General features: G+C 48.5%; 21 protein-coding genes. 19 read left to right on the top strand and 2 right to left on the bottom strand.

The genetic code is table 11. The annotated features are described in order from the left end of the window. Window positions 1–185 precede the first annotated feature (185 nt). The 11 genes from WMO62_RS10565 (at window position 186) to lysS (ending at window position 9,528) form a co-directional block, all read left to right on the top strand. A complete protein-coding gene (locus tag WMO62_RS10565) occupies window positions 186–1,208 on the top strand; it encodes an SH3 domain-containing protein (RefSeq protein WP_178756751.1) in 1,023 nt (340 codons plus the stop codon). 193 nt (window positions 1,209–1,401) lie between these two features. Next, window positions 1,402–1,854 carry an NfeD family protein gene (locus tag WMO62_RS10560; protein WP_349144601.1) on the top strand — a complete coding sequence of 151 codons (453 nt, stop codon included), beginning with the start codon at window positions 1,402–1,404 and terminating at the stop codon, window positions 1,852–1,854. Next, a complete protein-coding gene (locus WMO62_RS10555) occupies window positions 1,855–2,775 on the top strand; it encodes an SPFH domain-containing protein (RefSeq protein ID WP_117497537.1) in 921 nt (306 codons plus the stop codon). A gap of 87 nt (window positions 2,776–2,862) precedes the next feature. Further along, window positions 2,863–3,849: an ornithine carbamoyltransferase gene (gene argF / locus WMO62_RS10550; protein ID WP_349144600.1), complete on the top strand. Its 987-nt coding sequence runs from the start codon at window positions 2,863–2,865 to the stop codon at window positions 3,847–3,849. A gap of 23 nt (window positions 3,850–3,872) precedes the next feature. Further along, window positions 3,873–4,142 carry a hypothetical protein gene (locus WMO62_RS10545; RefSeq protein WP_118511647.1) on the top strand — a complete coding sequence of 90 codons (270 nt, stop codon included), beginning with the start codon at window positions 3,873–3,875 and terminating at the stop codon, window positions 4,140–4,142. Continuing rightward, window positions 4,139–5,122, top strand: a complete 984-nt coding sequence (locus WMO62_RS10540) for a biotin--[acetyl-CoA-carboxylase] ligase (RefSeq protein ID WP_178756748.1) — start codon at window positions 4,139–4,141, stop codon at window positions 5,120–5,122. The genes WMO62_RS10545 and WMO62_RS10540 overlap by 4 nt, the downstream gene beginning before the upstream one ends. 17 nt (window positions 5,123–5,139) lie before the next feature. Further along, a complete protein-coding gene (locus tag WMO62_RS10535; protein WP_117497544.1) occupies window positions 5,140–5,472 on the top strand; it encodes a DUF6145 family protein in 333 nt (110 codons plus the stop codon). Then, window positions 5,469–6,431, top strand: a complete 963-nt coding sequence (gene dusB, locus WMO62_RS10530) for a tRNA dihydrouridine synthase DusB (protein ID WP_118511653.1) — start codon at window positions 5,469–5,471, stop codon at window positions 6,429–6,431. The genes WMO62_RS10535 and dusB overlap by 4 nt, the downstream gene beginning before the upstream one ends. 29 nt (window positions 6,432–6,460) lie before the next feature. Next, the gene (locus tag WMO62_RS10525) at window positions 6,461–6,910 is read left to right on the top strand and encodes a hypothetical protein (RefSeq protein WP_178756745.1); all 450 of its coding nucleotides are present in this window, start codon (window positions 6,461–6,463) and stop codon (window positions 6,908–6,910) included. 63 nt (window positions 6,911–6,973) lie between these two features. Beyond that, the gene (greA, locus tag WMO62_RS10520; RefSeq protein WP_117497548.1) at window positions 6,974–7,456 is read left to right on the top strand and encodes a transcription elongation factor GreA; all 483 of its coding nucleotides are present in this window, start codon (window positions 6,974–6,976) and stop codon (window positions 7,454–7,456) included. Window positions 7,457–7,470: 14 nt separating this feature from the next. After that, on the top strand, window positions 7,471–9,528 hold the full coding sequence (gene lysS / locus WMO62_RS10515) for a lysine--tRNA ligase (RefSeq protein ID WP_349144599.1): 2,058 nt from the start codon (window positions 7,471–7,473) through the stop codon (window positions 9,526–9,528). Between the two features lie 128 nt (window positions 9,529–9,656). On the opposite strand, the gene WMO62_RS10510 is transcribed toward lysS, so the two are convergent. Beyond that, window positions 9,657–10,889, bottom strand: a complete 1,233-nt coding sequence (locus WMO62_RS10510) for a site-specific integrase (RefSeq protein WP_006874387.1) — start codon at window positions 10,887–10,889, stop codon at window positions 9,657–9,659. A gap of 52 nt (window positions 10,890–10,941) precedes the next feature. Then, window positions 10,942–11,142 (bottom strand): hypothetical protein, encoded by a 201-nt coding sequence (locus tag WMO62_RS10505; protein WP_003501914.1) that lies wholly within the window; start codon window positions 11,140–11,142, stop codon window positions 10,942–10,944. Window positions 11,143–12,057: 915 nt separating this feature from the next. Here WMO62_RS10505 and WMO62_RS10500 point away from each other — a divergent pair. The 8 genes from WMO62_RS10500 to WMO62_RS10465 all read left to right on the top strand — a co-directional run bounded on the left by WMO62_RS10500 (window position 12,058) and on the right by WMO62_RS10465 (window position 22,489). Next, window positions 12,058–13,125 (top strand): YqaJ viral recombinase family nuclease, encoded by a 1,068-nt coding sequence (locus tag WMO62_RS10500; protein WP_118668484.1) that lies wholly within the window; start codon window positions 12,058–12,060, stop codon window positions 13,123–13,125. 14 nt (window positions 13,126–13,139) lie between these two features. Beyond that, a complete protein-coding gene (recD2, locus tag WMO62_RS10495; RefSeq protein ID WP_118668485.1) occupies window positions 13,140–15,413 on the top strand; it encodes an SF1B family DNA helicase RecD2 in 2,274 nt (757 codons plus the stop codon). Window positions 15,414–15,482: 69 nt separating this feature from the next. Continuing rightward, entirely contained in the window at window positions 15,483–16,640 is a 1,158-nt protein-coding gene (locus WMO62_RS10490) for a hypothetical protein (protein WP_118668486.1), read from the top strand. A gap of 42 nt (window positions 16,641–16,682) precedes the next feature. Beyond that, window positions 16,683–18,476 carry a YodL domain-containing protein gene (locus WMO62_RS10485; RefSeq protein WP_118668487.1) on the top strand — a complete coding sequence of 598 codons (1,794 nt, stop codon included), beginning with the start codon at window positions 16,683–16,685 and terminating at the stop codon, window positions 18,474–18,476. 15 nt (window positions 18,477–18,491) lie between these two features. After that, window positions 18,492–18,740 (top strand): hypothetical protein, encoded by a 249-nt coding sequence (locus WMO62_RS10480; protein ID WP_025529719.1) that lies wholly within the window; start codon window positions 18,492–18,494, stop codon window positions 18,738–18,740. 72 nt (window positions 18,741–18,812) lie between these two features. After that, window positions 18,813–19,733, top strand: a complete 921-nt coding sequence (locus tag WMO62_RS10475; RefSeq protein WP_182439116.1) for a PcfK-like family protein — start codon at window positions 18,813–18,815, stop codon at window positions 19,731–19,733. Window positions 19,734–19,758: 25 nt separating this feature from the next. Continuing rightward, the gene (locus tag WMO62_RS10470) at window positions 19,759–20,301 is read left to right on the top strand and encodes a DUF7666 domain-containing protein (RefSeq protein ID WP_050624134.1); all 543 of its coding nucleotides are present in this window, start codon (window positions 19,759–19,761) and stop codon (window positions 20,299–20,301) included. A gap of 1 nt (window position 20,302) precedes the next feature. Then, window positions 20,303–22,489 carry a PcfJ domain-containing protein gene (locus tag WMO62_RS10465; RefSeq protein ID WP_118668488.1) on the top strand — a complete coding sequence of 729 codons (2,187 nt, stop codon included), beginning with the start codon at window positions 20,303–20,305 and terminating at the stop codon, window positions 22,487–22,489. The last annotated feature ends 40 nt before the right edge of the window (window positions 22,490–22,529 follow it).

Below are 22,529 nucleotides of genomic sequence, written 5' to 3'. Positions count from 1 at the left end.
ACCGCCGTATACGGAACCGTACGTACGGTGGTGTGAGAGGTCGGGAAAATTTATTTAATTTTCCCTCCTACTCGATTTATTTGACAAAAATGAAATCTTCTGTTAGAATCTTCGTAATAATTGTAATATTTCTGTAACATTTAGAATAACATAATAGCAACAGCACAGATACAGGAGGATATGTTATGTGTAAAAAGGGGTTGTCCGTGCTTGTCTTATTATCTTTGTGGATGTGTCTCACAGGATTTGCAAGTCTGGGAGAGGAAGGCAAGGATACATGGAATTCCATGATGGAACAGTTATCAGCAGAGGAAATAGATCAGCTGCTGGCAGAGGAGAATGAGTGGTACGGCAAAGTAATGGCGAACGTAGAAGATTCTGTTACTATCCGTGCGGAAGCAAGCAGCGACTCTGCGGCAGTTGGTAAGATGTTTAAAGGCGATGCCGGAGAGATCCTGGAGCAGCAGGAAGGATGGACAAGAATCCAGTCCGGAGATGTGGACGGATGGGTCAGCGATGAATATCTGGCATTTGGAAAAGACGCGGAAGAGCGTGCAGAAGAAGATGTAAAGAAGATTGCCACTGTGACAGCGGACGGCCTGAAGGTGAGAGATGAGGCAAATACTGATTCACCGGTGATCGATCTGATCGGACATGGGGAGCAGATCGAGGTTGGCGAGGAAGAAGATGGATGGCTGCAGGTCATCTACTCGGATGGAGAGATCGATTATGTATCTGCAGATTATGTGGAAGTAAGTTACAATTACGGCGAAGCTAAGACCATGGAGCAGATCGAGGCCGAAGAGGCAGCGCGCCGTGCAGAGGAAGAAAAGGCAAAGCGAACCAAAAATCTGGGCGCTATTGCAGCAAGCACTGACGAAGTAACTCTTCTGGCAGCACTGATCCAGTCCGAGAGTGGCAACCAGCCATACGAAGGACAGCTAGGTGTTGGCGCAGTGGTCATGAACCGGGTACGGAGCGGATCCTATCCGAATACGATCCAGGGAGTGATCTCGGCACCGGGACAGTTTGGACCGGCAGCTACCGGAAAAGTGTCAGCGATTCTGGCCAGTGGTCCGAAGGCAAGCTGTATGCAGGCAGCACAGGCGGCTATCAATGGTGAGACCACCGTTGGAACGGCAACTCATTTCAGAAGTGTGTCTTCCGGTATGCAGGGAATCGCAATCGGAAATCATGTATTCTGGTAAAAGGATATACAGAGGCAGAGGATGGAACTGACCATTTTCTGCTTCTTTTTGTTTTGGTTGTCAATTATCAGGGAATATTGTATAATGAGTGCAAGCGAGTCAACGTGCTTGTGCGATTGACGAGCGACGAAATTATCGAATGAGCCGGGCTCATGAGATAATGGTAACAATCATAGGAATGGAGGGCGGTACTATGCTGAACATGAATCCGGCTATTGGATGGCTGGTATTGATCATTATACTTCTTGTGATTGAAATCGCGACACTGGGACTGACAACCATATGGTTTGCGGGCGGAGCCACAGCGGCTTTTCTGTCCACATTCTTCGGAGCGGGTCCTGTGATTCAGTGGATGCTTTTTCTTGTTCTGTCTTTGGCATTTCTGTTACTGACCAGACCCATGGCAGTGCGTTACATGAAGAACAATCAGGTAAGCACCAATGCAGACAGTCTGGTAGGAAAGACGGTAGTGGTAAGTGAGAAGATCGACAATCTGGCACAGTCCGGCAAGGTGAACATTGCAGACATCGAGTGGATGGCCAGAAGCACAGATGACCTGAAGATCATTCCGGCAGGCAGAAAAGTGAAGATCTGCTCAATCGAAGGCGTGAAACTAATCGTGGAAGAGATAAAGGAGGAAAATTAAATGCTCATTGTACTGGCTATTTTGATACTTATTATTCTGATGATCCTTGCATCCTGTGTGAAGATCGTACCGCAGACTACGGCGCTGGTCATCGAGCGGCTTGGTGCTTACAATGGCACCTGGAAAGTGGGAATCCACTTTAAAGTGCCGATCATTGACCGTGTGGCAAGAAAAGTGACCTTAAAAGAGCAGGTTGTGGATTTTGCCCCACAGCCGGTGATCACAAAAGATAATGTAACCATGAGAATCGACACTGTTGTATTCTTCGAGATCACGGATCCGAAGCTCTATGCATACGGTGTTGAGAATCCGATCATGGCAATCGAGAATCTGACAGCAACGACCCTTAGAAATATTATCGGTGATCTGGAACTTGACCAGACTCTTACATCCCGCGAGACTATCAACACCAAGATGCGTGCATCTCTGGATGTGGCAACTGACCCGTGGGGAATCAAAGTAAAACGTGTGGAGCTTAAGAACATCATTCCACCGGCTGCTATCCAGGATGCTATGGAGAAGCAGATGAAGGCAGAGCGTGAACGTCGTGAAGCCATCCTTCGTGCAGAAGGTGAGAAGAAGTCCACCATTCTTGTAGCAGAAGGTAAGAAAGAATCTGCAATTCTGGATGCAGAGGCTGAGAAACAGGCAGCTATCCTTCGTGCAGAGGCACAGAAGGAGAAGATGATCCGCGAGGCAGAAGGTCAGGCAGAGGCTATTCTGAAAGTGCAGCAGGCAAATGCAGATGGTCTTCGTTTCCTCAAAGAGGTTGGAGTGGATGAATCCGTACTTCGCCTGAAAGGAATGGAAGCATTTGCAAAGGCAGCTGACGGTCAGGCAACCAAGATCATTATTCCGTCTGATATTCAGAAGATGGCAGGTGTGGTAACATCTGTGGCAGAGATCGCAAAAGAGGCATAACAGCCGCAGAATACGGAACGTATATCATTCGGGCTGACGCTAGATGCGCCAGCCCGTTTGCTGATAAAATGGCAGGAGGGCAAACACATGGACTTAAAAGGAAGAAATTTTCTGAAATTACTGGATTATACACCGGAGGAGATGGAGTATCTGCTGGACCTGGCAGCAGAGCTGAAAGAGAAGAAGAAAAATGGTATTCTGGTAGATACATTGAGAGGTAAAAATGTAGCGCTGATCTTTGAGAAGACCAGTACCCGTACTCGTTGCTCTTTTGAGGTGGCTGCCCATGATCTGGGAATGGGAACTACGTATCTTGACCCAAGCGGATCCCAGATCGGGAAAAAAGAGAGTATAGCAGATACGGCCCGCGTTCTGGGAAGAATGTATGAGGGAATTGAATATCGTGGATATGGACAGGATATTGTGGAAGAACTTGCAAAATATGCTGGAGTTCCGGTATGGAATGGTTTGACCAATGAGTTTCATCCAACACAGATCCTGGCAGATATGCTGACCATCCGTGAGCATTTTGGAACATTGAAGGTAAAAGTAGTATACATGGGTGATGCCCGTTATAATATGGGAAATTCCTGGATGGTAGGCTGCGCGAAGATGGGTATGGACTTTACTGCATGTGCGCCGAAGAAATACTGGCCGTCAGAAGAGCTGGTAGCACAGTGCCAGGAGATCGCAAAAGAGACCGGAGCCAAGATCACTCTGGAAGAAAATTTAGAGAAGGCAGTCAAAGGTGCAGATGTGATCTACACCGATGTATGGGTATCCATGGGAGAGCCGGATGAAGTATGGGCAGAGCGGATCAAAGATCTGTATCCGTATCAGGTGAACCGTGAGGTGATGGAATGTGCAGGAGAGCAGGCTGTATTTATGCATTGTCTGCCGGCGTTCCATGATCTGGGAACCAAGATCGGAAAAGAGATCAGCAAGAAATTTGGCATTGATGCCATGGAAGTTACGGATGAAGTATTTGAATCCAGTCAGTCTGTTGTGTTTGATGAAGCAGAGAATCGTATGCATACCATTAAGGCTGTCATGGCAGCTACTCTGGGAGCATAAGGAGATTTGGGAGTAACGGAACGATGAAGTCTCTTCTGAAACATTATCGGTTATGTAATATATGGATCTGCCTGTTCATTGTGGCCATGGCATTTACGGCGGCATCGGACAGACAATATCATTCTTTGTGTGTGACACTGGCATTCGGTGCCGGAGGACTGATGTATTCCCTGGGTGTTGTCAAGGAGTGGACATCGGGAAATCGGATCGCAGGGGCAGTGGAACTGATCCTGGCATCTTGTATGTGGACAGCCACAATCTGCTCAATCTTGCTGGCAGGAGGAATCTTATGAAAACAGAATTATTGAAAATATTGAGAGAATCCGATGGATATGTATCCGGACAGCAGTTGTGCGAGCGGTTTCATGTGTCACGGACAGCAGTCTGGAAAGTGATCCAGCAGTTAAAAGAAGAAGGCTATGAAGTAGAAGCAGTGAAAAACAGAGGATACCGGATCATGACTACACCAGATGTGATTACCGCAGAAGAGATCAGGAGTCGTCTGCATACGAACTGGATGGCTGAGAATTGCATTTATCTGGAAAGTGTTGATTCCACTAATAACTATGCAAAACGGATCGCAGAAGACGGAACTCCTTCAGGAACATTGGTGGTAGCGGATGAGCAGACCGGAGGAAAAGGCCGTCGGGGAAGGAGCTGGTCTACCCCTAAGGGCAGTAATATTGCTATGACATTGCTTCTGCGTCCGAGATTCCGACCGGAACATGCATCCCGCATGACACTTCTGGCTGCCATGGCAGTTACCTGCGGAATTCGCCGGGTGACAGGACTGGATGCAGGAATCAAGTGGCCCAATGATGTAGTCGTCAACGGACATAAGGTGTGTGGAATTCTCACAGAAATGAATACAGAAGTGGATTACATCAATTATGTAGTCATAGGAATCGGTATCAATGTAAATCAGAAGGAATTCCCGGAGGAGATCCGTGAGATTGCAGGGTCTCTGTGTCTGGAGGCAGGAAAACAGATCGGCCGTGCGGCACTGATTGCGGCAATTATGGAAGAATTGGAGCGCATCTATGAGATCTTCCAGAAGACAGAAGATCTGTCAGAACTTTATGAGGAATATAATCAGATCTGTGTCAACTGTGGACGGAAAATTCGCGTGTTGGAGCCGGGACATGAGTACACTGGCGTAGCGGAAGGCATTAATCAGGATGGCGAGCTTATGGTAGTCAGAGACGATACCGGAGAGAAAGTCAGTGTCTATGCGGGCGAAGTATCTGTCCGGGGATTTTATGGATATGTATGATGAACAGAGGTGAATGAATGTATCAGGATCAGGTTGTGCTGTGCGGAGCCAGTGCATATGAACAGAAATATTATTTAAATGAAGATTTTAAGAGTCTGCCGTCACAGGTCCAGGATGAACTGAAGATCATGTGCGTGCTGTTTACGGAGGATGTGGGAGGTATTCTGACGCTGGTGTTCGATGAGGACGGCAAGCTTTTGCTGGAGACGTCGGCGGATGAAGGAGACCTGCTCTATGACGAGATCGGAAGCGAGCTGAAGATCCGTCAGATCCGGAAAGAAAAAGCAGAATTTCTGCAGTCACTGGAGTTATTTTACAAGGTATTTTTCCTGGGAGAAGATGTAGAATGATTCGGAAACTGCAGATTGGAGATGTACAACTGGAAAATAATCTGATTCTTGCACCTATGGCAGGCGTTACCGACCTGCCATTTCGTCTGTTGTGCAAGGAACAGGGGGCAGGACTTCTGTGTATGGAGATGGTCAGTGCCAAGGCGATCTTATATAACAATAAGAATACGGAAGCACTGATGGCAATTGATGACAGAGAGCCTCCGGTATCGCTGCAGCTCTTCGGGTCAGATCCCGATGTAATCAGTGAGATGGCAAAGCGGATCGAGGAGCGTCCATTTTCCATTCTGGATATTAACATGGGCTGTCCTGTGCCGAAAGTGACTGGAAACGGTGAAGGTTCTGCACTTATGAAGAATCCAAAGCTGGTGGAGGAGATCATCACCAAGACTGCCCGTGCCATCAGAAAGCCGGTGACCGTCAAGATCCGAAAGGGATTTGACGAGAGCCATGTAAATGCAGTAGAGATTGCGAAAATCGCGGAAGCCAGCGGTGCGGCTGCTGTGGCAGTCCACGGACGAACCAGGGAGCAGTATTACAGTGGAAAAGCGGACTGGGATATTATCCGTCAGGTGAAAGAAGCGGTGAAGATTCCTGTGATCGGGAACGGTGACGTGACTTCAGCAGAGAGCGCAGATGCAATCATGCGGGAGACTGGCTGTGACGGTGTGATGATCGGCAGAGGTGCCCAGGGAAATCCATGGATCTTCCATCAGATCCTGCATTGGATGGAGACGGGAGAACACGAGGCAAAGCCGACACTGGAAGAAGTAAAGCAGATGATCTTAAAGCATGCAGCGCTGCTGGTGCAGGAAAAAGGTGTCTACACGGGCATGCGGGAAATGCGCAAGCACGTAGCATGGTATACCACAGGCTATCCTCATTCCGCAAAATTACGGGCAAGAGTCAATGAGATCACAAGTCTTGAAGAATTAACAGGATTGCTGGAACAGTTGTAGCATATAGTAGCATCAGAGGTGATGCTGCGATGTTGGATTTTATAAAAAATTTTATATCAAAACTGCTGAATGGTACCAGTGATGAGCAATCAGATAGAACACAGGAGTCGGAATCGTTGGTCAGACAGTGGCAGTTTGCTGATTATGTGCCGCGGATCCCTGAGATCATACTTTATATAAGACGCCAGCGTGAGATTCCAAGGCGACAGCTGGAACTGACGTTGATCGATAAAGAAGATGAACCAGCATGGAGGATTAAAGGAATCCTGAGAAACCTTATGAAAGATCCGCAGGTGATGTATCTGGTTACAGACCGGGCGGAGGCATTTGCTGAGATGGAAGAAGAAGCCATGGAGATGTATGGACTTCCATTTCTTGTGCTTGACAAAACAGAACTTGAAAAAATGCCTGGAAATCTGGTTTTAGACCTGAATCTATGGGAAAACCAGCTTGACAGATTCAGCAAAATATGGGTATAATACGTTGTTTCAATGAGATAATAGAGGCAGTGTCTGCCGTAGTATGATTGGAAGGTGTAGAGCATGGCTGAGAAGAAAAATATTCTTACCTATGAAGGATTAAAAAAACTGGAGGACGAATTACAGGATCTGAAAGTAAATCAGAGACGTGAGATCGCTCAGAAGATTAAAGAAGCAAGAGAGCAGGGAGATCTGTCAGAGAACGCTGAGTATGATGCAGCAAAAGACGAGCAGCGTGATATTGAGGCTCGTATTGAGCAGATCGAGAAGATCCTCAAGAATGCAGAGGTTGTTCTGGATGAGGAGATCGATCTTGACAAGATCAGTATTGGCTGTCTGGTACGTGTACTGGACGTAGAGTATGACGAAGAGGAAGAGTATAAACTGGTTGGTTCTTCCGAGGCAAGCAGCCTTCAGAATAAGATTTCCAACGAGTCTCCGTTTGGACAGGCACTGATTGGTGCAAAAGTCGGAGATATCGTAGAAGTAGAGGCACCGGCAGGCGTGATCAAGTACAAAGTACTGAGTATTCACAGAGCAAACTAAGAGGGAGTATAAGAATGGCAGGACAAAAGGGACAGGAGCAGGATCTGAATCAGCTTCTGAAAGTACGCCGCGAAAAGCTGGCAGATCTTCAGGCAGCAGGAAAAGATCCGTTCCAGATCACAAAATATAACCAGACCCATCATTCCGCTGAAGTTAAGGAATTATATAATGCTCACGAGGCAAAGATCCTTGCAGGAAGAGTTCCTCTGAACACAGAGGGGATGGATGAGGCACAGGCAAAAGAAGCACTGAATGCAGATTATAATGAGAGAAGAGCGATTATGGATGCTCAGCCGATCCATATATCTATCGCTGGACGTATGATGTTCAAGCGTGTTATGGGAAAGGCTTCTTTCTGCAATATCCGTGATCTGCAGGGAACCATTCAGGTATATGTGGCAAGAGATGCCATCGGAGAAGAGTCCTATGCAGATTTTAAGAAATCTGATATCGGTGATATTTATGGCGTGGAAGGATATGCATTCCGTACCAAGACCGGTGAGGTCTCTGTTCATGCAGAGAAGATGACTCTGTTAAGCAAGAGCTTACAGATCCTTCCGGAGAAATATCACGGAATTACGGATACAGATATGCGTTATCGTCAGAGATATGTGGATCTGATCATGAACGAAGATGTAAAGAACACCTTTATCAAACGTTCTCAGATTATCAAAGAGATTCGTACCTTCCTGGCAGGCAGAGATTTCATGGAAGTGGAGACCCCGACTCTGGTTTCCAATGCAGGCGGTGCCGCTGCCCGTCCATTTGAGACTCATTACAATGCACTGAATGAGGATGTCAAGCTTCGTATTTCTCTGGAGCTGTATCTGAAGAGACTGATCGTTGGCGGACTTGAGAGAGTCTTCGAGATCGGTCGTGTATATCGTAATGAAGGTGTTGATACCCGTCATAATCCGGAGTTCACTCTGATGGAGCTGTATCAGGCATACACGGACTACGAGGGCATGATGGAGCTGACAGAGAGTATGTTCCGTTATCTGGCAGAGAAAGTATGCGGAAGCACCAAATTTACTTATAACGGAATTGAGATCGATTTTGGAAAGCCGTTCGAGCGTCTGACCATGAATGATGCGATCAAGAAATATGCAGGCATCGACTTTGATGCTGTCGAGACAGATGAGGAAGCCAAGAGACTGGCAGACGAGCGCCATATCGAATATGAAGAGCGTCATACCAAGGGTGACATCATCAATCTGTTCTTCGAGGAGTACTGTGAGAAAGAGCTGATCCAGCCGACCTTTATCATGGATCATCCGCTGTCCATCTCCCCGCTGACCAAGAAGAAGCCGTCCGATCCGAACAAGGTAGAGCGTTTTGAGCTGTTTATCAACACCTGGGAGATGTGTAACGCATATTCCGAGCTGAATGACCCGATCGATCAGAGAGAGCGTTTTGCACAGCAGGATGCAAATGCAGAAGCTGGAGATGATGAGGCTCAGCATACAGATGAAGATTTCCTGAATGCACTGGAGATCGGTATGCCGCCGACAGGTGGTATCGGATACGGTATTGACCGTCTGGTAATGCTGCTGACTGACAGTCCGGCGATCAGAGACGTTCTTCTGTTCCCGACAATGAAGACCCTGGACCCAAAGAAGGCTGAAAACAAAGCCGAAAAAGCAGCGGTAAATGGTTCTGCAGAGGATGCAACCGTGTCCGCGCCAAGCGTACAGATTGATCTTTCCAAGGTGAAAATCGAGCCGTTGTTTGCAGATGATGTAGACTTTGAGACATTCAGCAAGTCTGATTTCAGAGTGGTTAAGATCGAAGCCTGTGAGGCAGTGCCGAAGTCCAAGAAGCTCCTGAAATTCACACTGAATGACGGAACAGACCGGAAACGCACCATTTTAAGCGGTATTCACGAGTATTACGAGCCGGAAGAGCTGGTTGGTAAGACCTGTGTGGCAATCACAAACCTGCCGCCGAGAAAGATGATGGGTATTGATTCCGAGGGTATGCTGATTTCCGCAGTGTACGAGTATGACGGACGGGAAGGCTTAAATCTTTTGATGCTGGATGACAGTATTCCGGCAGGAGCAAAGCTGTACTAAAGAGGTCATTTACTACAAAAAATCGCGTTACTACAACTTTTCTACAACTTTTGCGCGAGACCCTACGAAACCGGATGAAGCAATATGAAAGGCGGATCTGCTTATAAAATGCAGATTCGCCTTTCTTTTTACATCAGCTTCATGTTCACACTAATGTTTTTTGCCTTCTCCTGCATATTCTCTTGTGTAATATGGGTGTAGATGTCCATTGTAGTAGAGAAATCGGCATGCCCCATGACTTGCTGAATGAATTTAACATCGTTGGTGCTTTCGCAGAGCCGGGTACAGAAGGTGTGCCGCAAGTTGTGAACACTAAAATGAGGGAGCAGATCCGGTTCACGGTCTTCCAGTTCAGCCTGATCCATTTCCTCCATGTTGTAAGTTACGCTGATTCTCTCAATCGCCCGATTGATATTGTGGGCGCTCATGAATGAGCCGGTTCGGTTGCGGAAAACAAAACCGTGAACTCCTCCTAACACCAGTTGATCGTCTGGATACAATGCGTCGATGGTTTCAATCTGGAGGCGAAGCTGCTCGGCCACCTCTGGATAGAGGATAGGGATAATTCGTGTACCGCTCTCAGTTTTGGGAGTGGTAATGTGAAATCCGGCTTTTCCGTCAATGACCCGGTAGATTAAGTTGTGGTTGACCGAGATTGTGTTTTCGCTCAAGTTAATATCGCTTTTGGTAATGCCGGTACATTCTGCTACACGCATTCCTGTTCCAAGGAGCACAGTCATGATGGGGAGCCAATGGCTGTATGTAGGGGACTTGGCAATAAAACGCAGGAAATTCTGCTGTTGCGTTTTAGTGAGTGCGATCCGCCGTTTAGGCTTTGGAGCGCTGCCATCCGTCTTGAGCTTGCGGTAAATGCCCTTGCTGGGATTTTTGCGGATGTAATCGTCGTCCACGGCCATTTCAAGCGTAGGGTGAACAATGGTGTTGATGCTCTCCAGTGAGTTGATAGCAAAGCCGTGTTTCAGCAGTTTGGTATAAAACGCGAGAATATCACTTCTGTGGATTTGTGGCAGAGGCATGTTAGCGAAAGGCTCTTCTTTCACATAGAAGTCCCACAGGTAAAGATAATTTGCTCTGGTAGAGGGCTTCAGTTTGATGTTGTTATTCATGTAGACCTTGAACATATCATTCAGGGTAAGCTTCATGGCTTCCTGAGTACGGATGCCATCATCCTTATCTTTGTTGATCTGCTTTTCTTTGACACGAAGACTTGCGAGATCGGAGTCGTAAAGATATTTCTTTTTAGTGCCTAATTTGTAGACATACATATAGCTGCCATCTGCCCGTTGTGTTTCTCCAGGCCGAAGATTTCGTCCTTTGTTGTCTTTTCTCACTTTTGCCATTACTGGTACCTCCTGATTATAAAAGTGTAGTGCGCCTTACTGGCATGGTTATTTAGCCGGAAATATCATAAAGATATTCTTTGATACGCTGGACACTCCATAGGACACGGGTGTTCATGGTAATGCGTGCATTGGCAAGATCCCCAATCTGTACTGCAGTGTGCCTTCCACAGCACAACAGTTTGCAAAGGGTATCGGTATCAACAGCCAAGCACTGCTCCGGCGGTAGGTCATTCGGTTTTCTTTTCTCCATAATCGTCCTCCTTTTTTCGATTACAATGATCCCTTACGATTTGTAGAAGAAGGTTTTCAACAAAAACAATGAAAACGGTCTTGAGGTCAGGAGGTATTGAAATAACAAAAGAACTCTAATGGGGCCATTTCCTACGCCAGAACGGTTCTGCCGTGTATTTCAGGCTGCTGCTGTGCAGCACTTCGATTATGGGCGCGCTTCTGTGGTCATCGCACACTGTCCAGAATTCCTGTATAACTCCCCATAGAGGTTATGAACTTGTCAAGGTACTAAAAGAGTGTAGGGATCATCCGGTATTACCAAATGATCCGATACATCCTATAAATAGGCAGGGAAGAAAGAACTTCTGCAAAGAGGAAAGAAAATTTAAAGAAAATCCAAAAATCAATATATAGAATATTTGAATTGACAAGCACTATATATTGTGTTAGAATTGCAATGTAATTGATTTTTGTGCGTTGCCCGTCAGGGTACACAGGCTTTAGGGCTTGTGTTGCGGAGTAATGACTGCATTGCACACGCTGTTAATTTTGTACTTGTGTCAGTAGTATCACTGCGCCTTTTCAGGCCGGTATATTGCTGGCTTTTTTTATTTTATGGGATTTACCCACCATTGCGAGAATGACATCGGTTCATAGGCAACTATGGGCGCCAGGCTTTATGCCGTCTGTCATTCTCGCTTTTTTATTGCCTGTAAGCCTGAAAGGGCTTTAAGGATAAATCAAAACTGAGAAAGGCAGGTCATGTACATGAATGTGAAGCAGAAAAGAAAGCAGAATGGTCGGCGGGTCAAGCCGGCACATTCCACGGACTGGAAGATGAAGAGACAGGCAGTATCTTCGCTCCGGCCCCGAAATGTTGCACCAATGGCGAGGGCAGTTATTTTGCCCCGAAGATCACGAAGGGGGATTTGATATGTCCGGCAGCAATAGTGCTGAACGAAAGCGGCATGAACCGCTGGTGCTGGTAGAAACGGCAGATATTTCAGAAGAAGACTGGCTGGATTACCGGCGCCGTGGAATCGGCGGCAGCGATGTATCGGCGATCTTTGGCACTTCTCCATTCCGGACAGCCAGGGATCTGTACTACGACAAACTGAACATAGCGTCAGTGGAAGATGATGAGGGCAACTGGGTTGCCATGGAAATGGGGCATTTGCTGGAGCCTCTGGTAGCAAAGATATTCGAGCGGAAAACCGGATATCGGGTCTACCAAATCAAAAAGATGTTCCAGCACCCACAGTATCCTTGGATGCTGGCTGATGTGGACTACTTTGTGGAACTGCCGGATGGCACCACAGCGATCCTTGAGATCAAGACCACAAACTATAATGCCAGAGATAACTGGTGGATGAATGGGAAGGAGACTGTTCCAGTCTACTATGAATCTCAGGGGCGTCATTATATGGCAGTAACGGATCTTGACCGATGTTTCTTTTGCTGCCTGTATGGTAACAACGAGGAGGAAGTTATTATCCGGGAGGTCAAGCGTGATTTCGAGTATGAGGCTGAGATGGTCTTTTTGGAGCAGTATTTCTGGGAAAACCATGTGCAGCGCCATGTGCCGCCGCCCTATACAGAAAGTGGGGCCTTGATTATTGAGAGCGCACGCAAACACTTTGGCCCGGCAGATAAAAATGCCCCGGCCGTTGCACTCGACCTGGATATGACTGCAAAACTCATGCAGTATTTGCGGCTTCTGGATGAAAAGAAAAATGCAGAGGTGTACTCCAAAGAAATCGACAAGGATATTCAGCGTCTGAAGGCGCTGTTGATTGCGGAAATGGGTACCAGCTGTACTGCAGTCTGTGAGCAGGAGGGAGTGAACTATACGGTTACCTATACCCCTGTTCGCAAGTCCATCATCGACAAGGATAACCTGCTTCGGTTGAAACTGGAGCATCCGGATATTTACGAACAGTTTGTTACAGTATCCGAATCCAGACGGTTCAGTGTTAGAGCCTCGATTATGGAGGCCGCTTAGTGAGGTGAAAAAGGATGAATTGTATTGGTACCTACGACGGGACGATTTTTTATAATCCTGCCAATAAGTTTTGTATCGTCAGTGTAAAAACCGCAGACCAGAGCGTGCCAGCTGAGGCCAGGTCAAACAGGCGGTACAAAGACCATTTGATCCGCTTTACAGCTGTGGGGTATGAGATTCCACGGACAGATGCGGTAGAGTTGGAACTGGATGGGGAATGGGCAAAAGGCAAGTATGGTGTCCAGCTCCAGGTGGAGCAGTGGCGTGAAATTGTGCCCAGAACAAAAAACGGCGTAGAGGGCTATCTTGCCTCCGGGCTTATCAAAGGGATTGGTCCCAAAACCGCCGCAGACATTGTGGAGCGGTTCGGTGTGGACACACTGGATATTCTGGAACACCAGCCGGAGCGGCTGTTGGAGATCCGGGGCATTACGGAAAATAAATTGGAGGACATCAAAGCTTCTTATGCAGAAAACCGTATGCTCCAAGGAATTATGACCTTGCTGGCACCGTTTAAGATTACTCCCAAGACGGCATTGAAAATATATCAATATTTCGGCCCGACCAGCGTAGAGATTTTGGAAAAGAGCCCATTTGAGCTTTGCCAGATCTCCGGCTTTGGATTTCGGCGGGTAGATGCAATCGTACAAAAGAGCGGGGGCAATCTCCATGACCCTATGCGTATCAAAGGGGCTGTCTTTTGTGCGCTGGATGAGGGCAAGAGTAAACGAGGCCATCTGTACATCAGTTCTGAAGAACTGGAGAAATCAGCGCTGAAACTGCTCAATGAGAAGATACCTGTACCGGAGCTTCGCCTGCATCAGCAGGAAGTCAGGGATATGATGCAGGAAATGATCCTGAATGGAGCAATCGTTTCCGTGAAGGATAATATCTATCTTCCCAGAGTGTTTGCCCAAGAGGACGAAACGGCGCGCCGGATCGCCCAGCGTCTGGTCGCCCAGATGCCAGTAGAGCATATTGCGCCGGTACTGGAACAGGTCAAGGTTGAAATGGGACTGCGCTTGTCTGCACAGCAGGAGGCTGCGGTCTATGCAGCATTTAGGCATGGCTTGTCAGTGATTACGGGTTCTCCTGGTACTGGTAAAACAACAGTGCTGCGGACGATACTTGAGGTTTACCGGCGGCTGTACCCTGATGGCAAAATTGCTCTTATGGCACCTACCGGTCGGGCAAGCCGCAGGATGTCGGAGAGTACCGGCTTTGAGGATGCCCGAACATTACACAGTGGTCTGGGACTGACCAGTGAAGAGGATGAGGGTAGCCGGAACAGAAAGTCAGAGCCACTGTCGGCCGATTTAATCATTGTGGATGAGTTTTCCATGGTGGATATGTGGCTTGCTGAGAAATTTTTTGAACGCATGAAGATAAATGCCAGAATCGTGCTGGTAGGCGACCCAGATCAGCTTCCGAGCGTAGGAGCCGGAAATGTGTTTCGTGAAATCATCGAAACCAAAATCGTCCCAGTAACGGTGCTGGATCAGATTTTCCGTCAGTCGAAGGATAGTCTGATTGCCTATAATGCCAAATTTATCAACGAGGGCAATACCAAACTGTTTTACGGACCGGACTTTGTTTTCGTGTCTGGTGATAGTCAGGAAGACACCGCTGAAAAGATTACAGAACGGTATTGTTTGGAGATACAGGAGAGTGGCATTGAGAATGTGCAGATTCTTTCACCTTTCCGTTCAGAAGGCGCCGCGTCGTCGGAACAGCTGAATGAGACCATTCGTGAATTGGTCAACCCATTCCGCTCTGCGGAGGAGGAAATCAAGTTTGGCCCCAAGATATTCCGGATCAATGACCGCATCATGCAGACCAAGAACACAGAAAAGGTATCTAATGGTGATTTGGGTTTCATCCGGTATATTAAGGACACTGACCAGGGCAAAAAGATCGGCATGGATTTTGGTGCTGGCAGGACGCTGGAATATGGCGTAGATGATTTGAGCAATGTGGATCTGGCTTATGCTACTACGATCCACAAGGCTATGGGCTCTGAGTATGAAACAGTCATTATGCCGCTGCTCAAAGCGCACACTATCATGATGTATCGTAATCTGCTCTACACTGGAATCACGCGCGCTAAAAAGCGGGTGGTGCTGATTGGGCAGAAACAGGTATTGTTTATGGCAATCCATCGTAATGAGATTGGAAAGCGAAATACGCTGCTGGGTATGCGTATCCAGATGTATTTCAAAGCCTACGCAAAGAAAGCCGGTATCCCCATTCCAGCTGCATTGGAAGAACAATTGAAGAACGCAAGTTAAAAAAGAGAGGTCAGATGCAGAAATAGCACTTGGCGTCTCCTATTTTTATGTCAGAAAGGAGTTTCCAACATGAACGAAAAAAGTAATCCGATGCCTATGATGTACAAAACAATTCCGGCAGTGGCAGAACTGAACAAGGTGCCGGGCTTTGACCCGCTCAAATTTCTGCGCCATAAGGTGTCCAGAAAGACAAATGAGGAAATGCTGCAGTTGGAATTGCCTTATCAGAAACTGTGGTTCCGTCTGCGCCACCCCCAGGGCCGCATGAAACTGACTACCCTGCGGATCACGGAACAGCTTGCGATTATGGAGGCCAGAGTCTATCTGGACCGCAGTGATGCAGAGCCCATTAGCAGTTACATCTCGCAGCACAGTGCGGAAGAAGGTACCGACTATGTGCAGGCTGCCCAGGATGAGGCATTGAGTGCTGCGCTGTCGGATGCCGGTTTTGGTCTGCAGTTTGCCGATGTTGCTGTTGACAGTACGGGCAAGGTGTTTGGAAGCAGTATTCCGCTTTCCGGGACAGCTCATATCCAGCAACCGATGCCAAATGCGGCGCAGAGGCCCGTAGAAGCCCCTGGAGCGGCGCTGCGGCAATCTGGTGGGGAAGTTCATGCCCAGCTGGAGAGAACGCCTCAGAACGCCGTAGAGCGCCGTAATGCGCCTGCTCGTCCGGCGCCTATTCAGAAACCTGCGGCAAAGCCGGTTCAGAATGAACAGTCCCCGGTTTCTCCGGTACAGCCCACTGTCCAGCAGATGGCTGCAGAAGAGAAGGAGAATATGGATACACTGCCTGCCGGCAAGGTAGAGGAGAATGCTCCCAATATGGAGCTGCCGGTACCGAGCCGCGAGGTTACATTGGATAGCAGTCCAAAACAGGATGATGCGTCTGAGCAGCCGGCCGCCTCCGTATTCCAATCGGATGAACCGGAAGAACTGCCTGTGGCGCCTGTTGTCCAACAGGAAGCACCCGATCAGCCTGTGGCGCCTTCTTATACGGAGAGCACTCCGGTAGAAGACATCTTGAAGGTAATGACCTTTGAAGAAGCGCAGAATGTGGTGGTGGATAGCGGTCTGAGCAAAGGAAAGACCATGGCAACAGTTGCCAAGGAGCGTCCGGTGAGTCTGAAATTCTACCTCACCCCAGGCAACAAGAGCACCAACAATATCGTTCGTGCTGCGGCGCAGATCATGCTCGATGGTATGGCCGCACAGAAAGCCGGATGATAAGCAGCCCCATCTATGGGGCCAAGAAGGGAGGGAGAACAGATGGACTCATATCCAGGAGATTTTCCGTTCGGTATTATGGATGTAGTGGAACTTCTACATCTACGAATCAGACGCCGACAGGCAAACAGTGTATATGTGGATTGCCCGTTTTGTGGTGACCGCCGCGGCAAGATGAATGTGAATTTCGTCAAAAATGTCTGGCGGTGCAATTATTGTGATGAGCATGGCGGTATGCTTGCGCTTTATGCGCGGCTAAACAATACGACTACATCCGATGCGTATTGGGAGATAGGAGAAGCCCTGTGCAACGATTTTCACAGGGAACGGCCGAACTCTGGATATGAGATGGCAGGAAACCAGCAGGCTGGCACTGGGTCCCCGGTTTCGGGGACTCAGACCGACCTTGCCGGATATGAGAGGAGGGGCGAACTAAAAACAGTGCAGCAAGCAGAACGGGCCAGCGGACAGGAAATTCATCAAACGCTTTCGCTGCTGCTCGCTATGCTGCCTCTTCAGCCTGCCCACCGCAACCATCTGCACTCCCCAAAACGGGGACTGTCGGATGAACAGATCGACCGGATTGGGTTCAAGAGCACTCCACCCCCTTTCCTTTGCCGCTCCATTACCGAGCGGCTGATGAAACAGGGATGCAAGGTGGAGGGGGTGCCCGGCTTTTATCTGGATGACAGCGGGCGCTGGACCATGAACTTCTACCGAAAAAACGCAGGGATTTTGATTCCAGCTGTGGGATACGACGGTATGATACATGGCCTGCAGATACTTTTGGATAGTCCGCTCAAGCAAAAAGATGATCCACCGGATAAGTCAGGAGCCAAATACATCTGGTTTTCGTCCTCGTCCAAAAATATGGGTGTCACATCCGGGAGCCCGGTACATTTTATCGGCAATCCATCTGCTCGGGTGGTCTATGTCATTGAGGGATTGCTGAAAGCAGACATCTCACACTGCCTGACAAACCGGACTTTTGCGGCGATTGCCGGCGCAAACAACACAAGCCAGTTGGATACGCTGTTTGCACTGTTGGCACAGAATGGCACTGAGGAGATCATTGAGGCTCATGATATGGATAAGTACAGTAACCAAATGACCTCTAATGGGGCATCTAAGATCTATCTGATGGCCCGAAAAAATGGAATGGCATGTCGTCGGCTGACCTGGAATCCGAATTATAAAGGGTTTGATGATTGGCAGCTTGCCCTTCGGGAGAAAGAACAGAGGGAAAAGGAGGTGCAGAGAATGAATTTTAAGCAGCAATATCTGTGCGGTAAGTGTGATTTTACTTATATAGATGGCTGCGTCGAGCTTTGGCACACCAGAGCGGAGAAAGATTTGGACCTGACAGAGTATCTGGGGCTGACAAAGGAAGAGTATCAGATATTTCTTGCTCAGGGCAATCAGGTGCTGAAGGATCTTCTGGACAGCCAGAGAGTTTTCCGGAGGTTTTGCATTTACCAGCTTTGCCTGGGTGAGACACAGACGGTACCTTTCGCGTTCAAGCAACTGGATGCACTGCGTAAGGCTGGATATGAACAGCCGCCTGCTGCCGCCTATCAGACGGTATGGAGCGCAGAGGTCTGTTGCCCAAAGGGGCAGAATGACATGGAAGTGCTGGGGCGCCTGTTCCTGGACTTTAATGAGCATTTGCCGGAAGATTACAGAGGCCGTCCGTTGGCTCCATCTGATGTGGTGGAACTGGACTGCCAAGGCAAACGCACATACTTCTATGTGAATGACTGCCGGGATTTTGCGCCGGTACGCTTCTCCCCATTCTTGTGTAAAAGACTTCCGGAGCCTGCTCAAAAACAGGAATGAAGGGATAGGGGTCAGATGCGTATTGCAGAAAAGAAGAAAAGCCAGATTACAGCACTGTATGAGCAGTGCTCCAATCTTCCGGCAGATGTCAGAAGTTGTCTGGAGAATGGCTACTTTACCGTAACGGTACCTCCACCCTGGAACATGAGCAATCAAAAGACTGCGCAGGAGGTGCAGGACAAAATCAAGGAATGGTCAAGGCAGTATACTGGCGTGGTCTGCTACTGTTTTGACAGCTTCAGCACACTTTTATATGTGCTGTGAGCAACACACAATGGCATGGAAAGGGTCATAACGGCCTACTCCATGCCATTTTTTGCGAAAGGAGATTTTACAATGGGTGTTTTTTCAGAAATAGCAATGGAGCAGCAAAACAGTATGTTCGATTCGTCTGCAGCCTTTGAGGATGATGAAGCCTTTGAGCTGGAGGAGATGGAATCTTTGCCTGTGCCGCCTGTAGGTACAGACACTGTCCCAGTATCGGCGGCTTCGGTTTCTGCCGGTGAGACTGCTTTGGCTGATGCAGAGGAGGAACCTGCGGATGAAGTAGCGCCTGCTGGGGAAGAGAAGTCTGCTGAGGAGGGGAATTCGGCACAACCGCCCGCCGCAGAAGATGAAGAAAAAAAGCGTGCGGAGCATGAGGCGGCTGAAGCCCAGCGCAAAGCGGAATTTGACGCCAAACAGCAGGCGAAGAAAGCCGCGGAGCAGGAGCAAATCGCCCGTCTGGAAGCGATGAGTGATGAAGAAGTAATCGCGGCCTCTACCCAGAGGGTGAGTACCGATGTAGAAAAACTGACACGGCGAAATATGAAGGAATGTGTGTCCGAGCATATCCAGATGCTCTGTATGGAAGATACGGCGTTTGCCCGTCTGACGATGCATCCGAAAAAGAACATGATCCGCTGTTTCCAGTACATCAACCGAAAGGCATGGGATTATGTGCAGGATGAACTAAAAGCAAGCGGAACCCGCCCTGGTCCCGGACAGCAGACATATGGCTGCGATGTGCCGGATGATATGTGCTATCAGTGGGCGGAAGATTATTTCCGTGACCCTGATGCCAAGGAAGACCATGAGGATGAGGAGAAGTTTGTTCCCAAGCCGTATGCTGGGAAGTCCTCTGCAAAGAGCAAACCCAAGAAGGCGGCAGAGAAGAAAAAGACGGAACCCAAGGCGGCACCCAAGCAGGAGGAAAAAAAGCCTTCTCAGGATGGGCAGATGTCGCTGCTGGATTTTGGGATGGCAAAGGCAGGCTGAGCCGGCAAAGGAGGAAAAATGCAGAATGATTGCTTATAAGGGTTTTCGCCCCGGGCTGATATGCCGTGGCTATCAGTTTGTGATGGGGCTCAATACGACTGAAAAAGCAAATTGCAGGGAAAATGGATTTCACTGTGCGGAAAATCCGCTCGACTGCCTTAGCTATTATTCCAGCCTGGAGCATTCGGAATATTATATTGTCAACGCCGGCGGCGACATCGATGAAGATGAGCATGACTCCAAAATCGCCTGTACGGAGTTGACTGTGATTAAGCGGCTAACCAAAGAGGAGCTGTTTTTACATGGTTTGGCCTACATGGTAGATCACCCGCGCAGGGTGTGGAGTTCCCATGTGGCAGCCAACCGGGCAATGGCGAACTGCGGTTATGCGGTGGTACGGGGGAAAGACCCCGTTGCCACCGGCAGACTGGGAGACATCCTTGCTTTTGCGAAGGAAGCGCCGGATTCGGAAAGTATCGTACAGGTTGCTGTAGGACAAATTGATGGTGTCACATTACTGCCGGATGTGTGGTATGGCGTGGATTTGACAAGAAGGACGGTGAATTGAGATGAAAAAAAGAGCCCTGATGGCACTTCCCAAGCTGACAGCGACGGATGAGATGAAGCAGATCGCGGCGTCAGACTTGCCAAGAAAAGAAAAAATCGCCTACGGATATGTTCAGGAGGTTTGTGAGTATTATGTTTACCTGAGATGCATCACGCAGGATGGGATATTGAAGGTGGCTTTCTTTTTCCCAGAGCATCTTCGCATAGACGGGAATAGCCCAGCTTACGAAGTGTATCTGGATAAAGAAAAGCGGCAATTTATTACTTATAATAGCCTGAACCAGAAATGGTGTGAGGCCAAACTGGACAGATTGGACTGGAAGCGCCGATACTGGTATACCAAAGCCTACTGGGTCAGCGAGGAAGATGAGACATCTATACAGGCATATCTGAACATCAATAAAAAAGCGGTAGAGGCAATCCGGCAGTTTCAGCGGAATGTGCGTGAGGAACAGCTCGAACAGCGGCACCGGCGGGAAACTGATCCATGGGATAAGGATATGGAACAGGTGCCGGAGCTTCCCAAGGACTGGAACCGCTGGGTGGATAAGGTTGCCATCCGGCAAAATTACATTTACTACCACTACAAAAAGGGCGGCGCCAAAACAGGTTACTGTACCTACTGCGAAAAGGAAGTGCCGATCAAGGTGCATCCCCATCACAATCAACAAGGCCGCTGTAGCTGCTGCCGACATCCGGTGGTATTCAAAGCCTATGGACGAGCGGGGTATATGCAGACAGAAAAACATTTTGCCTACCTAATCCAGCGATGCAAAGACGGTTTTGTAGTTCGTGAATTTCAGGCTGACCGGACATATGGGAAAGAAAGCCTTCCAAACTCCAAGCTTTATTGTCAGGAAATCCGGCGCACGATTTATGACCGGGAAAGAAAACCAAGAACCTACTATTGGGGTCTGTATAAACAGCGAAATATGCGCTGGATTTCCGGAAGCCCCTGTTCTTATAGTTGGTCTGGTTCACATGATGGACGGGTCTATGGAAAAACGCTGCCAACTCTGGAACAGAAGGAACTTCGATGCACAGGGCTGGTCAACTGGATTCGGAAGCAGAAAAGTGTTGACCCGGAAAAATATCTGGCAGTGCTTGAACGGATACCGCAAATGGAGCAGATCAGCAAGGTGAACCTGCCGAAGCTTACCAAGGAATGTTTCAGTTCCTGCGGAACAGTCAGTGAACTAATCAAAAACCATAGTGCCGGGAGTCTGATTAAAGCTCTGGGCCTTGACAGCAGGAGGTTTCAGCGACTTCGGCTCCATAATGGAGGCTGTGATCTGCTGCGGTGGCTGCAATATGAAAAGGGCACCGACAGGGAAATCCCAGATAATGTCCTTTTGTGGATGTGTCAGCAGAACATTAGCCCCAGGGATGTCCAGTTCATTGCTGACCGCATGAGCATGGTGCAGGTCTATAACTATGTACGGCGTCAGATGCCATCCTTCCGGAGAAACAGCCATGAGGTATTGCGTACCTGGGAGGATTATCTTTCCATGGCAAAGAAATTGCACATGGATGTATATGATGAGATCGTATATCGCACCAGAAAACTGCGGCGGCGCCACGATGATCTGGTGCTCAAATGCCAGGAGAAGGATATTGAACTGCAGGCCGAGGAGATGGAGGAGAAATTCCCCCATGTTAATGCTATCTGTCAGGAAATCAAAGCGAAATATGAGTACGCCGATGCGGATTACATGGTAGTGGTGCCAGACGGTATTCTGGACATTATTACCGAGGGGCGTGCGCTCCATCACTGTGCAGGCAGCAGTGACCGCTACTGGGACCGGATTGAGCGGCGAGAAAGCTTTGTGATGTTTCTGCGTAAAACGGCTGATCCTTTCCATGCCTATTACACGCTGGAAGTGGAGCCAGATGGAACAGTGCGGCAGAAACGGACGGAATATGACCGGCAGAAGAAGGACATTGAGCAGGCGACCGAGTTTCTGCAGAAGTGGCAGCGGGTGATTACTGCCAGGCTGACAGAAAGCGACAAGGCGCTGGCTGCGGAAAGCAGGATTCTTCGTGAGAAGGAGTTTATCCAGTTGAAGAAGGATCGGGTCATCATTCATACCGGCCATTTGGCAGGAAGGCTTTTGGCGGATGTGCTGATGGCTGACCTGATGGAAAACACGGATAGCATCCAGTCTCCGGCATTGGCTGCTGCAGCGTGACAAAATGAGAATGGCCGGGCGTCCTTGAGGGCGTCCGGTC

This window comes from Hominiventricola aquisgranensis, assembly GCF_040096225.1.
Taxonomy (GTDB): Bacteria; Bacillota; Clostridia; order Lachnospirales; family Lachnospiraceae; genus Hominiventricola; species Hominiventricola aquisgranensis.
Note: the sequence above shows the minus strand (reverse complement) of the source record. Positions and strands in the feature narration are given on the sequence as shown.

Excerpts from the sequence above, each read along its gene's own strand:
- WMO62_RS10525 (WP_178756745.1), top strand. The coding sequence starts at position 6,461 with ATGTTGGATTTTATAAAAAATTTTATATCAAAACTGCTGAATGGTACC.
- WMO62_RS10500 (WP_118668484.1), top strand. The coding sequence starts at position 12,058 with ATGTCCGGCAGCAATAGTGCTGAACGAAAGCGGCATGAACCGCTGGTG.
- WMO62_RS10535 (WP_117497544.1), top strand. The coding sequence starts at position 5,140 with ATGTATCAGGATCAGGTTGTGCTGTGCGGAGCCAGTGCATATGAACAG.
- WMO62_RS10485 (WP_118668487.1), top strand. The coding sequence starts at position 16,683 with ATGGACTCATATCCAGGAGATTTTCCGTTCGGTATTATGGATGTAGTG.
- WMO62_RS10540 (WP_178756748.1), top strand. The coding sequence starts at position 4,139 with ATGAAAACAGAATTATTGAAAATATTGAGAGAATCCGATGGATATGTA.
- WMO62_RS10505 (WP_003501914.1), bottom strand. The coding sequence starts at position 11,142 with ATGGAGAAAAGAAAACCGAATGACCTACCGCCGGAGCAGTGCTTGGCT.
- WMO62_RS10510 (WP_006874387.1), bottom strand. The coding sequence starts at position 10,889 with ATGGCAAAAGTGAGAAAAGACAACAAAGGACGAAATCTTCGGCCTGGA.
- lysS (WP_349144599.1), top strand. The coding sequence starts at position 7,471 with ATGGCAGGACAAAAGGGACAGGAGCAGGATCTGAATCAGCTTCTGAAA.
- WMO62_RS10555 (WP_117497537.1), top strand. The coding sequence starts at position 1,855 with ATGCTCATTGTACTGGCTATTTTGATACTTATTATTCTGATGATCCTT.
- WMO62_RS10480 (WP_025529719.1), top strand. The coding sequence starts at position 18,492 with ATGCGTATTGCAGAAAAGAAGAAAAGCCAGATTACAGCACTGTATGAG.
- WMO62_RS10475 (WP_182439116.1), top strand. The coding sequence starts at position 18,813 with ATGGGTGTTTTTTCAGAAATAGCAATGGAGCAGCAAAACAGTATGTTC.
- argF (WP_349144600.1), top strand. The coding sequence starts at position 2,863 with ATGGACTTAAAAGGAAGAAATTTTCTGAAATTACTGGATTATACACCG.
- greA (WP_117497548.1), top strand. The coding sequence starts at position 6,974 with ATGGCTGAGAAGAAAAATATTCTTACCTATGAAGGATTAAAAAAACTG.
- dusB (WP_118511653.1), top strand. The coding sequence starts at position 5,469 with ATGATTCGGAAACTGCAGATTGGAGATGTACAACTGGAAAATAATCTG.
- WMO62_RS10470 (WP_050624134.1), top strand. The coding sequence starts at position 19,759 with ATGATTGCTTATAAGGGTTTTCGCCCCGGGCTGATATGCCGTGGCTAT.
- WMO62_RS10465 (WP_118668488.1), top strand. The coding sequence starts at position 20,303 with ATGAAAAAAAGAGCCCTGATGGCACTTCCCAAGCTGACAGCGACGGAT.
- WMO62_RS10545 (WP_118511647.1), top strand. The coding sequence starts at position 3,873 with ATGAAGTCTCTTCTGAAACATTATCGGTTATGTAATATATGGATCTGC.
- WMO62_RS10560 (WP_349144601.1), top strand. The coding sequence starts at position 1,402 with ATGCTGAACATGAATCCGGCTATTGGATGGCTGGTATTGATCATTATA.
- WMO62_RS10490 (WP_118668486.1), top strand. The coding sequence starts at position 15,483 with ATGAACGAAAAAAGTAATCCGATGCCTATGATGTACAAAACAATTCCG.
- recD2 (WP_118668485.1), top strand. The coding sequence starts at position 13,140 with ATGAATTGTATTGGTACCTACGACGGGACGATTTTTTATAATCCTGCC.
- WMO62_RS10565 (WP_178756751.1), top strand. The coding sequence starts at position 186 with ATGTGTAAAAAGGGGTTGTCCGTGCTTGTCTTATTATCTTTGTGGATG.